At 48.0% G+C, this 15,593-nt stretch carries 13 protein-coding genes; 1 reads left to right on the top strand and 12 read right to left on the bottom strand.

The window, feature by feature from the left end; all coding sequences use genetic code 11:
- Positions 1-101: 101 nt before the first annotated feature.
- The 12 genes from mtaB to gpr form a co-directional block, all read right to left on the bottom strand.
- Positions 102-1,454, bottom strand: a complete 1,353-nt coding sequence (gene mtaB, locus A4U59_RS10005; protein WP_070120623.1) for a tRNA (N(6)-L-threonylcarbamoyladenosine(37)-C(2))-methylthiotransferase MtaB — start codon at positions 1,452-1,454, stop codon at positions 102-104.
- Positions 1,455-1,459: 5 nt separating this feature from the next.
- Complete coding sequence (locus A4U59_RS10000; protein ID WP_070120622.1) at positions 1,460-2,212, bottom strand: 16S rRNA (uracil(1498)-N(3))-methyltransferase; 753 nt, start codon at positions 2,210-2,212, stop codon at positions 1,460-1,462.
- 13 nt (positions 2,213-2,225) lie between these two features.
- A complete protein-coding gene (gene prmA / locus A4U59_RS09995) occupies positions 2,226-3,167 on the bottom strand; it encodes a 50S ribosomal protein L11 methyltransferase (protein WP_070120621.1) in 942 nt (313 codons plus the stop codon).
- A 21-nt stretch (positions 3,168-3,188) separates the two neighbouring features.
- The gene (dnaJ, locus tag A4U59_RS09990) at positions 3,189-4,304 is read right to left on the bottom strand and encodes a molecular chaperone DnaJ (RefSeq protein ID WP_070120620.1); all 1,116 of its coding nucleotides are present in this window, start codon (positions 4,302-4,304) and stop codon (positions 3,189-3,191) included.
- Between the two features lie 245 nt (positions 4,305-4,549).
- A complete protein-coding gene (gene dnaK, locus A4U59_RS09985) occupies positions 4,550-6,388 on the bottom strand; it encodes a molecular chaperone DnaK (RefSeq protein ID WP_070120619.1) in 1,839 nt (612 codons plus the stop codon).
- Between the two features lie 39 nt (positions 6,389-6,427).
- Positions 6,428-7,009 carry a nucleotide exchange factor GrpE gene (grpE, locus tag A4U59_RS09980; RefSeq protein ID WP_106406320.1) on the bottom strand — a complete coding sequence of 194 codons (582 nt, stop codon included), beginning with the start codon at positions 7,007-7,009 and terminating at the stop codon, positions 6,428-6,430.
- A 186-nt stretch (positions 7,010-7,195) separates the two neighbouring features.
- On the bottom strand, positions 7,196-8,230 hold the full coding sequence (gene hrcA, locus A4U59_RS09975; protein WP_070120617.1) for a heat-inducible transcriptional repressor HrcA: 1,035 nt from the start codon (positions 8,228-8,230) through the stop codon (positions 7,196-7,198).
- A 118-nt stretch (positions 8,231-8,348) separates the two neighbouring features.
- The gene (hemW, locus tag A4U59_RS09970; protein ID WP_070120663.1) at positions 8,349-9,482 is read right to left on the bottom strand and encodes a radical SAM family heme chaperone HemW; all 1,134 of its coding nucleotides are present in this window, start codon (positions 9,480-9,482) and stop codon (positions 8,349-8,351) included.
- 69 nt (positions 9,483-9,551) lie between these two features.
- Entirely contained in the window at positions 9,552-11,387 is a 1,836-nt protein-coding gene (gene lepA / locus A4U59_RS09965; RefSeq protein ID WP_070120616.1) for a translation elongation factor 4, read from the bottom strand.
- Positions 11,388-11,635: 248 nt separating this feature from the next.
- Positions 11,636-12,010, bottom strand: coding sequence for a DUF3679 domain-containing protein (locus A4U59_RS09960; RefSeq protein ID WP_070120615.1), 375 nt, complete (start codon positions 12,008-12,010; stop codon positions 11,636-11,638).
- A 32-nt stretch (positions 12,011-12,042) separates the two neighbouring features.
- Positions 12,043-13,212, bottom strand: coding sequence for a stage II sporulation protein P (gene spoIIP, locus A4U59_RS09955; protein WP_070120614.1), 1,170 nt, complete (start codon positions 13,210-13,212; stop codon positions 12,043-12,045).
- A gap of 72 nt (positions 13,213-13,284) precedes the next feature.
- The gene (gpr, locus tag A4U59_RS09950; protein WP_106406318.1) at positions 13,285-14,388 is read right to left on the bottom strand and encodes a GPR endopeptidase; all 1,104 of its coding nucleotides are present in this window, start codon (positions 14,386-14,388) and stop codon (positions 13,285-13,287) included.
- A 661-nt stretch (positions 14,389-15,049) separates the two neighbouring features.
- Here gpr and rpsT point away from each other — a divergent pair.
- Entirely contained in the window at positions 15,050-15,307 is a 258-nt protein-coding gene (rpsT, locus tag A4U59_RS09945) for a 30S ribosomal protein S20 (RefSeq protein WP_070120612.1), read from the top strand.
- The last annotated feature ends 286 nt before the right edge of the window (positions 15,308-15,593 follow it).

Raw genomic sequence — 15,593 nt, 5'->3', positions numbered from 1 at the left:
TACTACACCAGGCGGACGGTTTCAGTCAGTGCAGGCTGCCGGCCCGTTTGATCCGTCCAAAAAAATACAAACGCCCGGTCCACCATGAATCGGGCGATTAATCATACAGAAAGTTCAGTCTGCTGGCCGGGATCTTCGAGCACCCTGACAAATTGGCCTTCGTTGTATGGATAACCGGCTTTTGTCAATTTCACTTTCACTAATTTGCCGACCATCGTCTCGTCTGCCTCAAACACTACTTTGAGATAGTTATCTGTATATCCTTCATATAATCCGCTTTCCGGGTCTTCCTTATATTTTTCTTCCGGAATCACTTCAATGACTTCGTTTTCAAAAGTGGAAGCATATTCTTTGGCAAGCTGGTTGGACAGTTCGATCAGCTGATGGACACGTTTGTTTTTCACTTCTTCATCAACCTGGTCTTCCATGCGAGCAGCCGGCGTGCCGGTCCGCTTGGAATACGGAAAAACATGGAGTTCAGCGAAGCGGTGTTTTTTGATGAAATCATATGTTTCCTGGAACTCTTCATCTGTTTCTCCCGGGAAACCAACAATGACATCAGATGTTAGAGCAAGCCCCGGCAATGCTTCCCGCAGACGGTCAAGACGCTCCGAAAAAGCTTCCATTGTATATTTGCGGCGCATCCGCTTCAATACGGAATTGGAAGCTGATTGAATCGGCACATGCAGATGACGGACGATTTTATCCGAACGTTTGAGGACGTCGATTACATCATCCGTGATCTGACTCGCCTCGATGGACGAAATGCGGATTCTTTTGAGCCCTTCCACATTCCGGTCAAGACTGTCAAGAAGCATGGCGAAGTTGTACTCTTTCATATCTTCTCCATAACCGCCGGTATGGATGCCTGTAAGGACGATTTCCTTGTAGCCGGCATCGACTAGCTGCTGCGCCTGTTTTACGACTTCCTCAGGATCCCTTGATCTCATCAAGCCTCGGGCCCACGGAATGATGCAAAATGTGCAGAAATTGTTGCAGCCTTCCTGTATTTTAAGTGAAGCCCGGGTCCTGTCGGTAAAGGAAGGAACATCCAGCTCTTCATAAACTCTTGCTTTCATGATGTTGCTGACACCGTTAATCGGCTGGCGTTCTTCTTTATATTTTTCAATGTAGTCAAGCATTTTTTTACGATCCTGGGTACCTACGACGACGTCTACACCCGGAATAGCCATTATTTCTGCCGGAGAAGTCTGGGCATAGCACCCGGTTACACAGATGACGGCATCAGGGTTTTTTCGGATTGCACGGCGGATCACCTGGCGGCTTTTTTTATCGCCTGTATTCGTTACAGTGCACGTATTGATGACATAGACATCCGCTGCCGTCTCGAATTCTGTCCGTTCGTATCCGGCTTCCTGGAACAGCTGCCAAATCGCTTCCGTTTCATAGTGATTGACTTTGCAGCCAAGTGTATGGAATGCCACTTTCGGCATAAAACTCACCTCATTAACTCTAATTGATAGCTTACGGCTGAAAGAAGATAGAGCGGAGCCGTTTCGGTCCGTAAGATACGCGGGCCAAGCCCGCACAGGATGAAGCCGTTTTGCTCAAGTTCCAGAGCTTCCTCAGGAGTAAGCCCGCCTTCCGGACCGATGACGGCCAAAATGGAGTCACCGGGCCTCGCATTCGAAAGTGCTGCGGTAAGCGCCTGCTGCTCTCCTGCTTTTGCCGCTTCTTCGTATGCCGCAAGTTTGATTGTAAAGGACTGGGCAGTTTCTAGCAACGCTTTAAATGATAAGATTCCATCAATATCGGGGATTTTACTGCGATGCGACTGCTCTGCCGCTTCTTTGCCGATTTTTTTCAGCCGGTCCACTTTCTTTCCAGCCTTTTTTTCATCCCATTTGACGATAGACCGTCCCGCCTGAAACGGAATGAAAGCCGAAGCCCCTAGTTCAGTCCCCTTCTGGACAATCATTTCCAGTTTATCCGCTTTCGGAATGCCCTGTGCGATTGTAACGGATACAGGCAATTCAGTTGTCTCATCCATCCACTCGATGATTTGGGCGCTGACGTGTTCTGCTTCAATTTCTTCTATTTTACAAAGGGCGGTTCGGGAGCCCGGCGAAACGCATAAAATTTCATCGTCCGGCCTCATCCTCATCACCCTTGAAATATGGCGGGCGTCTTCCCCTGTTATCACGACAGATTTCCCTTGAAACGCTTCCTCCTGCAAAAAATATCGCTGCACCCTGTCCACCTGCTTATGCTTGTTTTTTGGCTATGATCGCAATCCAATCTTCCATCTGCAACGTCTCTTCGATTTCAAAACCGCATGATGCCAGATAATCCTTTATTTCCTGCTTTTTCCCTTTGATAATTCCAGACGTGATGAAGCGGCCGCCCGGTTTTAACAAGCGGTAGGCATCTTCGCCGAATTTCATGATGATTTCTGCAAGGAGATTGCCGATAATGATATCCGGCTCTCCTTTAATCCCTTCCAGCAGGTTGTTGCGGCTTACATCCACCTTTTCGCTGACTTTATTCAGCTTCACATTTATCCGGGCGCTTTTCACTGCGACATCATCAAGGTCATACGCCTCAACATGCCCTGCTCCGAGTCTGGCTGCAGCGATGCTTAATACACCTGAGCCTGTGCCGACATCATAGACGATGTCACCGGTCCCCACCGTCCGTTCAAGCGCCTGTACACACATGACGGTCGTTGGGTGTGTGCCTGTTCCGAACGCCATCCCAGGGTCGAGTTCAATGATGATTTCGTCTGTGGATACAGGCTTATAGTCTTCCCATGTCGGTGTGATCGTTATCTTTTCGGATATCTTGACAGGCTTATAATATTTTTTCCATGCCGTCGCCCATTCCTCTTCATTTACTTCGCTGATTGTGACGCGGTTGCGGCCGATATCGATATCATATACGAGCAATGAATTGATCGCTTCTTTGATTGATTCAACCGTTTCACCGAGGAAGCTGTTGATCGGCAAATATGCTTTTAAAATGACACCTTCTTCTGGATAATCATCAGGATTCAACTGGTAAATCTCGCCAAGCGATGTATCCCATGCTTTCACAAGGTCTTGCGGGTCTTCAATCACCACTCCGCTCGCTCCGGCCTCATGAAGGATATTTGAGATAGGTTCAACTGCTTCCTGTGTTGTATGGATGCTTATTTCCGACCACTTCATAGATTTACCAGCTCCATTTCATTATTCGCCTTTGAATGCCCGTTTCACTTTCGAAAAAAAGTTGTCATGCTGTTCGTCATGAACTTCATTGCCGCTGATTTCATCAAATTCACGAAGCAGTTCTTTCTGCTTTGCTGTCAGCTTTGTCGGTGTGATCACCCTGATTTTGACGTGCTGATCGCCCTGTCCGTATCCCCTGACATTGGGAACACCTTTGCCGCGCAGGCGGAAGTTGGTGCTGGTCTGGGTTCCCGCAGGCACTTTCAGCTTCACTTTACCGTGGACTGTCGGTACTTCGATATCATCACCAAGTGCTGCCTGTGAAAATGTGATGGGCATCTCCACATGTATATCATCACGGTCCCGCTGAAAGAATTCATGGGGACGGATATGGAAAACGACATACAAGTCGCCTGCCGGGCCGCCGTTAACACCAGGCTCACCCTGTCCGGCTACCCTGATTTGCTGGCCTTCATCAACGCCTGCAGGTATCTTGATATGGATTTTTTTGCGTTTATTCACCTTGCCGTCGCCGCCGCATGTGCGGCACTTATCCTTCACAATCTGCCCGGATCCGCTGCAGACCTGGCAGATACGGCGATTGACTACCCTGCCGAACGGAGTATTCTGCTCAACATTCATCTGGCCGCTGCCGCCGCAATGGCTGCATGTTTCCGGCTTTGTGCCGGGTTTGGCGCCTGAGCCGCCGCATGTCTGGCATTCTTCTTCTTTCGGAATTTCGATGTCGGTTTCTTTTCCGAAGACAGCTTCCTCGAAATCAAGCGACATCGTATATTGAAGGTCCGCGCCCTGTCGCGGTGCATTCGGATCGCGACGGCGTCCACCGCCGCCGAAAAACATATCGAAAATATCGCCAAATCCTCCGAATTCAGCACCACCGCCGCCGAAGCCCTGATTCGGATCGGCATGGCCGAATTGGTCATATTGAGCGCGCTTCTGGTCATCGCTCAAAACTTCATATGCTTCTTTTGCCTCTTTAAATTTTTCCCCGGCGTCCTCTTCTTTGCTGACATCCGGATGGTATTTCCGCGCCAGCTTTCGATAAGCCTTTTTTATTTCATCTTTCGTGGCATTCTGTTCAACACCAAGAACTTCATAATAGTCCCGTTTACTCATTTCATCCACTCCCGATTCATTCACATAACGCTAATATTATCATTTCCTTACTCCTGCTTCAACTTTGCTGAGGCGGAGGAGTCTTTCACAAGGGAGCTTCATTTCCAGCTTCCGCCATCGGAAGTTCCCCTTAGCCTCCTTACAAGAAAAAAGTCAAAGCCAGGTATACCCTGACTTTGACAAACTGTTTGCCTGTAGATGCTGCAATCCAGCATGGATGCAGCCTTCATGAGTGTTTGCCAGGATTATTTTTTGTCCTGGTCGTCATCTACTTCTTCATATTCTGCGTCGACCACGTTGTCATCTCCCGGCTGTCCGCCCGGCTCCGCGCCTTCGCCTTCCTGGGCCTCTTTGGCAGCTTCTTCATAAAGCTTTGTGGAAAGCTGCTGCACGATCTCCTGAAGAGCGTCCTTCTTTTCGCGGATTTGCTCGATTTCATTCTGCTCAAGTGCTTGCTTCAAAGCATCCTTGGCTTCATTCGCTTTTTGCACTTCACCCTCGTCAATCTTGCCTTCAAGGTCTTTGAGTGTCTTATCGGTCGTGAAGACGAGCTGGTCGGCTTCATTGCGAAGTTCCGCTTCCTCACGGCGTTTTTTATCCGCTTCGGCGTTTTCCTCGGCTTCACGCACCATTTTTTCGATTTCATCCTCTTCAAGGCCGGAAGAAGACTTGATCGTGATGGACTGTTCCTTGCCTGTTCCTTTATCTTTCGCACTTACATTAACGATACCGTTCGCATCAATATCGAAGCTGACTTCGATTTGCGGAATGCCGCGCGGCGCCGGCGGAATATCCGAGAGCTGGAAGCGGCCGAGCGTTTTGTTGTCCTGGGCCATCTGGCGTTCCCCTTGCAGGACATGGATATCAACGGATGTCTGGTTGTCAGCTGCTGTTGAGAACACCTGGGACTTGCTTGTCGGGATTGTTGTGTTCCGCTCAATCAATTTCGTGAACACGCCGCCCATTGTTTCGATGCCAAGTGAAAGCGGGGTGACATCAAGCAATACAACGTCTTCCACTTCACCGCCAAGGACACCGCCCTGGATGGCAGCACCGATTGCAACAACCTCATCCGGATTGACCCCTTTATGAGGCTCTTTGCCGATTTGCTTTTTGATCGCTTCCTGTACGGCCGGAATGCGTGTTGAACCTCCGACTAAGATGACCTGGTCAATCTCGGAAGTGCTCAACCCCGAGTCTTTCAGTGCCTGGCGTGTCGGCCCCATTGTTTTTTCGATCAAGTCTGAAGAAAGTTCTTCAAACTTCGCACGTGTCATGTTCAACTCCAGGTGCTTCGGCCCTGATTGGTCAGCAGTGATGAACGGCAGGGAAATTTGTGTAGAAGTGACACCGGACAAGTCTTTTTTCGCTTTCTCAGCCGCGTCCTTGAGGCGCTGCATCGCCATTTTATCCTGTGAAAGATCAATGCCGTTTTCTTTTTTAAATTCTTCAACAAGGTAATCGATGATGACCTGGTCGAAGTCATCGCCGCCGAGGCGGTTGTCGCCGGCAGTCGCCTTAACTTCGAAAATCCCGTCTCCAAGTTCAAGGATCGAAACGTCAAACGTTCCGCCGCCAAGGTCAAATACAAGGATCGTATCGTTCTGGTCTTCTTTATCCAGGCCGTAGGCAAGAGCAGCAGCCGTCGGTTCGTTGATGATCCGTTTCACATCAAGACCGGCGATTTTACCTGCATCCTTTGTTGCCTGGCGCTCGGCGTCATTGAAATATGCCGGCACGGTAATGACGGCTTCCTGCACATCTTCGCCCAGATAATCTTCTGCATAAGACTTTAAGTATTGAAGAATCATCGCAGAAATTTCCTGCGGTGTATATTCCTTTCCTTCAACATCAACTTTATAGTCTGTACCCATATGGCGTTTAATGGAAAGAACTGTGTTCGGATTGGTGATCGCCTGACGTTTTGCGACTTCACCAGTCTGGCGTTCGCCGTTTTTGAACGCTACTGCTGATGGTGTTGTGCGGTTGCCTTCCGGATTTGGAATGACCTTTGCTTCGCCGCCTTCCATAACAGCAACGCAAGAGTTTGTGGTACCAAGGTCGATACCGATGATTTTACCCATGATTGATATCCTCCTTTAATGTCTGTATGTAACAAATCGTTATTGATTTACTTTTACCATTGCCGGCCTGATGACACGGTCTTTGAGTTTATACCCTTTTTGGAATTGTTCAACCACCTGATTCGACTCATAGCCCTCTTCCTGAACTTGCATCACTGCCTGGTGGTAGTGCGGGTCGAATTGTTCTCCCTCTGCTTTAATTTCCTCAAGTCCTTCTTTCACCAGGGCGTCATTCAGCTGGCGGTACACCATTTCCATCCCCTGCATAAGGGACTTTGCATCCTCTGAAACAGCTTCCACAGCCATAGCCCGCTCAAAATTATCGAGAGCAGGAAGCAAATCTGTAATCAGACTCTGGGCTCTATATTTTTCCGCAGTCTCCTTTTCCGTTTTCGAACGGCGGCGGTGATTGTCAAAATCCGCCTGAATGCGGAGCATGCGGTTTGTCGTTTCATTTAGTTTAGCCTGCAATTCAGCCATTTCTACGGATGGTGTTTCCTCCGCTTCACTTTCTGTTCCCTCAAGAACTTCACTTTCTTCCGCGATGTCCCCTTCCGGCCGGGCAGTTTCTTTCGCTTCTGCAGTATTTTCATTTTCAGATGTATCCTGCAAGTCTTCCATTTCATTGTTTCGGTCCTTATCCATTCTTTCACCTCCTGAAACTGAGTGCATTTCCTTGCTGTATGATGAACGAAGGAAAAGCAGGCCGGAGAATAATTGAATGAGTTCCGGTCTCCTGCTTTCTCTTCAATCGATCAACATATTCGTTGGTACACGCTCGTGCCTGATAATACAAGATAGCCAAAGTTACCTGTTTTGATACAATGTGGTCAGCCTCTTTGTCAAATCACGGGAAAATACATCGAGCAATTTGATGACTTTCGAATATTCCATCCTTGTCGGCCCCAAAATGGCAATTGTCCCGAGGTCGACCGAACCGTTCGAATAGGTAGCTGTAATCAGGCTGCAATCCTGCATGGATTGATGTTCATTTTCATGACCGATTTTAACATGGATGCCCTTTTTACTGTCGGAACGCAGCATATGATAAAGCAAATCTTCCTGTTCGATCATCGCCATTAGGTTCCGCACTTTTTCAACATCGTTGAATTCAGGCTGTGAGAGCATATTTGTCTTGCCCCCGAAATAAAGCTTTTCAGCCTGCTGGACGGAAAACGTATCCGACAGAATGCCCATGATGTTTTCATAGTTGTGGATATGTTTTTTCAAATATCCGGCGACTTCCTTATAAATCCTATCATGAAGTTCGACAAGCGGAACACCCTTTAGCCTCTCATTCAATATATTGACCAGCTTTTCAATATCTGACGAATGAATGCCGGGCGGCATAGTGAAGGTACGGTTTTCCACATGCCCGGTATCCGTCACGATAATTGCGACGGCCGTTTCGCTCGACAGCGGAATGATTTGGATTTGCTTCACTTTGGTTTCGTACATTTGCGGTCCAAGCACGATAGATGTATAGTTTGTCAGTTCCGAAAGAATATGGGCGGACTGCTGAACCACTTTTTCCAGTTCATAAATTTTTTCTCTAAACAGCGTGCGGATATGTTCGATCTCCGGGTTTGTCAGTTGAAACGGCGACATCAGGTGATCGACATAAAAACGATATCCCTTTTCCGACGGGACCCGTCCGGAAGAGCTGTGAGTCTTTTCAAGGAATCCCATGTCTTCAAGGTCCGCCATTTCATTGCGGATTGTTGCCGGACTGTAACTCACTTCTTCTTTCTTAGCAATGGAACGCGATCCCACTGGCTGGGCTGTACGGACAAAATCGTCAATAATCACTTGAAGGATTAACAATTGCCGGTCGGTTAACATCCACATCACCTCTGTTAGCACTCTAATGTGACGAGTGCTAAATCTAATAATAAATTAACAGAAGAAAAAGGAGATTGTCAACGGTTTGATTCGCTATCCTGAAAAAGAACAGAAACGGTCATTTTAGAAACGCCTGGAACACTTCATTGCCGAGCAGTCTTCCTTCTTTCGTAAGCGTATACCCTTCTTCAGTTTGCTTAATGAGACCCCTGCCGGCAAGATCGTCCAGCTCCCTCCCGAACACGTCATTCACAGGCCGTCCGTATTTGGATAAAAACGTATCAGCTCTGATGCCCGCCGCCCTGCGCAATCCAAGGAACAGCTCTTCCTCCATTTTTTCCTGTTCGGTGACAGTATGCTCTTCAATATATGCCGTCCCTTTTTCGTTCACAAATTGAAGGTAGTGGTTCAGCGGGCCTGCGTTCGCTTTCCTTTTACCGCCTAGGTAGCTGTGTGCGCCCGCACCGAAACCGTAGTATTCTTCATTCGCCCAGTAGGTTAGATTGTGGCGGCTTTCAAAGCCTTTTTTCGCAAAATTGCTGATTTCGTATTGGAAGAAACCCAGCCCCGCCATCCTTTCCATCAGTGTTTCATACATATCCGCTTCGGTATCTTCCGGAGGCAGGGATAGTTTACCGGCGCGCATCAAGTTATAGAAAACCGTTTTCGGCTCAACTTGCAGCGAATAACTGGAGACATGCTGAATGTCAAGGCTTCCAGCGGTAACGATGCTTTCCTCGAACATCGCCATTGTCTGGCCGGGCAGACCGTACATCAGGTCGATTGAAATATTGCTGTAGCCGGCTTTTTTGGCGTCCTCGACGGCCTGCAGCGCCTCTTTGGAGCGGTGGGTCCTTCCAATCTTCTCGAGGAGTGGGTCATGGAATGTCTGGACACCGAGGCTCAATCTGTTCACACCCATGTTTTTCATGAGAGTGAGCTTATCCATTGTAAGATCGCCGGGATTCGCCTCCACCGTAAACTCCATTTCTTGCGGGCTGTAAATAAGAGTTCTGTTGAGGCCCTCCAACAGGTTTTCAAGCTGAGTGGCGCTGAGCGAAGTTGGTGTTCCGCCGCCGATAAAAATCGTCTTCAGCTCATCGTGCGGATGCTGCCGCAGCGTTGCCTCTACTTCCCGCTGGAGCGCATCAAGGTATGCTTCGACCGGCTGGTTTTCAAGGTAAAATTTATTGAAATCACAATAATAGCAAATTTGTTCGCAAAACGGGATATGAATATAGGCGGCTTTCACCATAAAGGATCACTCTTTTCTTAAAATGATGAAGAAAACCGCAAGACATTGTCCTGCGGTTCTTTTTCTTTATTTATTGTCCTTATTGTCATCCATGCTCAGTACAGCCATGAACGCTTCTTGCGGCACCTCGACAGAACCGACCATTTTCATGCGCTTTTTCCCTTCTTTCTGCTTTTCGAGAAGCTTCCGTTTCCGGGAAATGTCACCGCCGTAACATTTGGCGAGGACGTTTTTGCGCATCGCTTTGATTGTTGAGCGGGCCACAATTTTATTACCGATCGCAGCCTGGACAGGAACTTCAAACTGCTGGCGCGGAATAAGTTCCTTCAGCTTATCGACTATCACCTTGCCCCGATCATAAGCAAAATCCCGGTGGACGATGAAAGACAGGGCATCAATTTTTTCAGCATTCAAAAGGATTTCCATTTTAACGAGTTTCGATTCTTTGTAGCCAATGAGCTCATAATCGAAAGACGCGTAGCCTTTCGTGCTCGACTTCAGCTGGTCGAAAAAGTCGTATACAATTTCGGACAGCGGAATGTCATATACGATATTGACCCTTATTTCATCAAGATATTGCATATCCTTGAAAATGCCGCGTTTGGCCTGGCAAAGTTCCATGACCTGGCCGACATAGTCATTCGGGACCATGACCGTTGCTTTTACATACGGCTCTTCAATTTTTTCAATAACCTGGGGGTCCGGCATCAATGATGGATTGTCAACCTGTTTGGTTTCCCCGTCTGTCTGCGTCACAGTGTAAACAACACTTGGAGCAGTCGTGATCAGATCGATGCCGAATTCCCGCTCGATCCGTTCCTGGATGATCTCCATATGAAGCAAGCCGAGAAAACCGCACCTGAATCCGAATCCGAGCGCCTGCGATGTTTCCGCTTCATATTGAAGCGAAGAATCGTTCAGCTCAAGGCGTTCAAGTGCTTCACGAAGGTCATTGTATTTATTTGAATCAATTGGATACAAACCGCAGTAAACCATCGGGTTCAACCTTCTATATCCCGGAAGCGGTTCAGCTGCAGGACGCTTCGCATGTGTTATCGTATCCCCGACCCGGGTATCCCCGACATTTTTAATCGAAGCGGTCAAAAATCCGACATCACCGACAGTCAGTTCGTCCTTCGCCACCGGCTTCGGTGTGAAAACACCGATTTCGGTCACTTCAAATTCTTTTCCGGTCGCCATCATCCTGACCTTGTCGCCGACTTTGACGCTCCCTTCGACAATCCTGATATAGGCGACAACCCCCCGGTATGAATCATAGAGAGAGTCAAAGATCATCGCCTGCAGCGGTGCCTCAGGATTTCCTGCCGGTGGCGGAACCTTTTCGACAACCTGTTCGAGAATATCTTCAATGCCGATTCCCGCTTTGGCTGAAGCAAGTACGGCTTCTGAGGCATCGAGGCCGATGACATCTTCAACTTCCTGACGCACGCGTTCGGGATCGGCGCTCGGCAGGTCAATTTTATTGATGACCGGCAAGATTTCAAGGTCATTATCGAGGGCCAGGTAGACGTTTGCCAGCGTCTGGGCTTCGATTCCCTGGGCTGCATCAACCACGAGAACAGCCCCTTCACAGGCCGCCAGGCTACGTGATACCTCGTATGTGAAATCGACGTGCCCCGGGGTATCAATCAGATGGAAAATGTATTCCTCCCCGTCCCTGGACTTATATGTCAATTGGACCGCATTTAGTTTTATCGTAATTCCGCGTTCACGCTCAAGGTCCATTGCATCAAGCATCTGGTCCTTCATTTCGCGCTGGGTGAGCGCGCTCGTCTTTTCAAGGATCCTGTCGGCAAGGGTGGACTTGCCGTGATCGATATGAGCGATGATCGAAAAGTTGCGGATCCGTTCCTGTCGTTTCAATTTCTCGTCTTTATTCATAAATCTCACTCCTACCATTATCGGCAAACTGCACTAGTTTCGATTATAGCAATAGTATGAACTTTGTTCAATCGGCAGCTGTCCATCGCCCGGGATATAGACAAGTTGCAGCCTGATGCAGGTTCGCTCTCCGCCGGCGCTGCAAGCCAAAAATAAAAAACCCGAAAATCACTCCGGGTTTGCTGCAGTCTTCGATTGAGTTGACGGCCTTGAAGTGTATGGGGCTGTTACAAGTGACGTTGCCTTTATCAGGTCCAAAAGTTAAACGGAACGATAAATCCGAGCAGTTTGCCGAGCACCATCGACATTGCATTGAACATCCAGCGGAAAGCGGTGCCTGCGGCGTCGGCCAGTTTTGCCCCCATCGAAGAAAATACGTTGAAAGCTTCGGCCTTCTCCAGCTTTTCCTGTTTCTCCCGGAGGTCCTGCCGGGTAATGGACTGACCCAGAACTTCCGCTTCCATTTTCCCGTCATCAGCCTCCGAGATTTCAAAGGCTCCTGAAAAAGAATTCTCGAAGCCTTTCATATTCCGCATGCCGTCATTAGCCTGCTGCATTCCGATCAGGACGCCGACGAGCAAAACAGATATCATAAACAGCGTTTTGAGCATAAAATTCGCCATGGCCGCGTCCTCCTTTATTTTTGTCATACCAGTCATTTTCCGGTTTTTTCAGCTTCCCAGTAATAATCGCTGAATACTTCTGCGACCGCTTCGGCTGTCCGGTACACTTCATCAAGCTTGTTGCCGACTCCGCCCATTTCGATAATGATTGAGTTATCCGAAAGGTCTTGATTGAATTTCCCATTCGTCCCCGGGCCGCTTTTCGTTGTCACACCCCTGCTCAAACCCGGATATGCTTTTTCCATCGCGTGGTGCAGATCGGTAGCAAGCTCCTTGTTCTGTTCATACCTGGCATGCTCTCCGCCGATCACGAAAAAGGTCCTGGCGTACTCCTTGCCGTTTATCGATACTGTCGTAAGGTCTTTTCCGAGATAATCCCGGTGAATATCAAAGAAAAATTTCAAATCACCGTCTTGTTTCATTGCTTCTACGACGGCCGGCCGCGATGCATCATAGGATTTTGGGTGCTTCCATCCGTTTTTCTTAAGGACTTCCGTGAAGTCGGTGTCATTCACCTGTGCTCCTATTCCCCTTGCTTCCAGCTCCCGGGCAAGCCGTTCCCCGACAAGGGTGACGTTCACCTCAGGATGGTAAGCATGGTCAGCAAGCGTGCCTTCCGGCAGGTGCGGTAAATACGATTCCCTCGTGTGAGAATGGTAAATGAATACAACCTTTTTACCGTTGGTCGTGGCAGCCGGCGTCTTTGTGTTTGGCTCCGGAGCCGTTTCTTCGACTTCTTCAATTGATGCCTCACGTTCTTCGAGCAGCACTTCAAGCGGGGCGGAGGATTCAATCGGCATATTCGTATAGTTTGTCCCTTCGCCAGCCACGATTATTTCCCCGTCAAAAAGCGAAAAGCCCGGCAATTCGTTTCCGAGCAAACTCCGCGGATCATCCGGATTGAAGCTTGTCATCATTTCAAACGCCATTTGGGATAACCCCAGTTCCGATTTTTCACCGGAGACTCCGCTTGAAAAGTAGGCATTTTCAAACGCAATCAAGTTTATGAGGGACTCGCCGGTAAAATGGGTTGTCAAGTCATTCAGTGACGATGAAGAAACACGGTACGGTTCTTTTATGGAAGTGATCATACCTGCAAGTACAAGTATGGTTATAACTGCAAAAGTAAAGATCACGGCCAGCTTTTTAAGGCCTGTCCCATCAATCGCTACAACGATTCCGGGCATTCGGTTCATTCGCATATTCCCACCCTTTCCGGCTTGTCTACCACAATTTATGAAAGAGCGGGATAAAGTAGAACGGATTTTCAATGATCAATGTGTATATTCACCGGTATTATCCTGGTCCACTCTCCTGTGCAAAGCGGCATTGAGGCCTGAAGCTATGACATTCGCCATATCTTCTATGAATACATCAACTTCCTTCGGCGTCACCATCAGGTTATGGCCGAGCGGCGCCAGCACTTCATGGATGAGCTGGCGTTTTTCCTGATCACCCAGTTTGCCGATGATGCCCATATACATTTGCCGTTTTTCTTCATCCGGCAAATCTTCTTCAGTAAGCACCCTTTTTTCTCCAAACGTCATACCGGCAGGAGCAAGCGATCTTGAAGGACGGTCTTGATCTTTCGTTTCCCGGCCGAAATGCTTTAAAATAAAATCGATTGTATCGCTCGTGATCGTCACAGCATCAATGACTGTTGGGATGCCGATGGCGATAACCGGAATGCCCAATGTATCCATGCTTAATTCTTTTCGTTTGTTGCCTACACCAGAGCCCGGGTGAATTCCGGTATCCGACACCTGGATGGTTGCATTGACCCGTTCAACGGCCCGGGAAGCAAGGGCATCGATTGCAATGACAAAATCGGGTTTCGTTTTTTCGATGACACCGAAAATAATATCACTTGTTTCAATGCCGGTTATGCCCATTACTCCCGGTGCAATCGCACTTACCGGCCGATACCCTTCCTGCACACTTTCAGGCTGCAGCTCAAATAAATGGCTCGTCACCAGCAGATTTTCAACTGCAATCGGACCGAGCGCATCAGGAGTCACATTCCAGTTGCCGAGACCGACGATAAGACAGCGCGCTTCTTCTTCAATTCCAAGATCTTTCAGGAACCGGCTGAATGATGATGCAAAAACCCGTTCGACTGCTGCCTGCAATTCAGTATCCTGCCGGCGGATGCCCTGCGTTTCAAAGGTAAGATAACGGCCGGCCTTTTTTCCCATTTGGGCAGCGCCTTCCTCAGTGATGTGCACATCGCTGATTTTCACCCCTTCTTCCTCCCTTTCCTTCACGATCACACCTGACAAGGAGCCCTTTGTACCCTGTTGTTCTTCTACAAGCTCTTTGGCTTCAACAGCAAGGTCAGTCCTCACTTGATATTTACTTAAGTCAAGCTGTCCACTCACAGCGCATTCCTCCATTCTGATGCATAATCCAATATTATTAGGATAGCCTGCTGTTGTGTTTCTCATTCGTTTTAGGGGGGAATGGGGACAGCGGGATTTGGAAAGCAGTATTTGACTTGGAGCGGTTTTCAGCGGGAAGACTGTTTTATAGAGGGCTTGAACGCCGATTAAGCGGGTTATGGGATTGTGCTTGAAAAAACGGGGAGGTCTGCGCGTGCGAGCCTGGGATGAAGCCTCACGTTTCTGGCGTGAATTGCGGAATTTGGCATGAAAAGGCTTTTGTTTGGCGTGATAATCCGTGTTTTTTGGAAAGAAGCAGTGTACTTGCGTGAAACTAGCAGAGTACTTAAAAACATACTCGTTCAGCTAAAAAACCATTTTTTTGCAGCACTTTACTACCGGTTACTGGTTAAATTCAGACCGTGATTACTCGCCAGTTTTATTGCTTCATTCGCAAATTTCCGGACAATTGCCGCCAGTGACGAAATGTTACTTGCCGGTTCCCCTCGCCTGGTTTCGAAGGCAATGCCAGCAGACGAACACTTTCATAACTTCCTCGCTCTGAAGTATTGCATTTCAGAAATCCGTCTGGTAGAATACTTTGTGTTCTATGCAAACCGTGAAGATAGGTATTTCGGTTTTTTTGTAGGAGGTGAAAGGAATGCCAAACATTAAATCTGCTATTAAACGCGTAAAAGTAAGCGATGAGCGCCGTACCCACAATCAGGCGATCAAATCTTCAATGCGTACTGCTGTCAAGAAAGTCGAACAGGCAGTCGCTGAAAATGATATGGATACAGCAAAAACTGCTTATGCAACTGCTACTTCAGAGCTTGATAAAGCAGCACAAAAGAACATTATCGCTAAGAATGCAGCCGCTCGCCAAAAATCACGTCTAGCGAAAATGATCAATGCTTAATCATGGAAAAGAGTAAAAACGATCCAGTACGGATCGTTTTTTTATTTGCGGTAAGATAAAAAAATGCAGAAGTTTTTAGTGAACTCCGTTTATTCAGCTTCAACTATAGCCCCCTTTAATGGAATAAAATGTTTAATGAATATAGTCACAGGCTATTCTAGCTTACCCGTTTCTTTCCGCTGCAGGTATTCGATTCAGTTAAATACATCCATTTTCCAAAAACTTAGTAATCCTTGCTATAACAAGAACAAAAGCGCAAGGCGCCGCTTAGCGGCGTACGCATAAG

Origin of the sequence: Bacillus marinisedimentorum, from assembly GCF_001644195.2 — a bacterium.
GTDB lineage: Bacteria > Bacillota > Bacilli > Bacillales > Bacillaceae_O > Bacillus_BL > Bacillus_BL marinisedimentorum.
The sequence above is the reverse complement of the archived record's forward strand: the minus strand, read 5'-3'. Positions and strand labels throughout refer to the sequence as shown.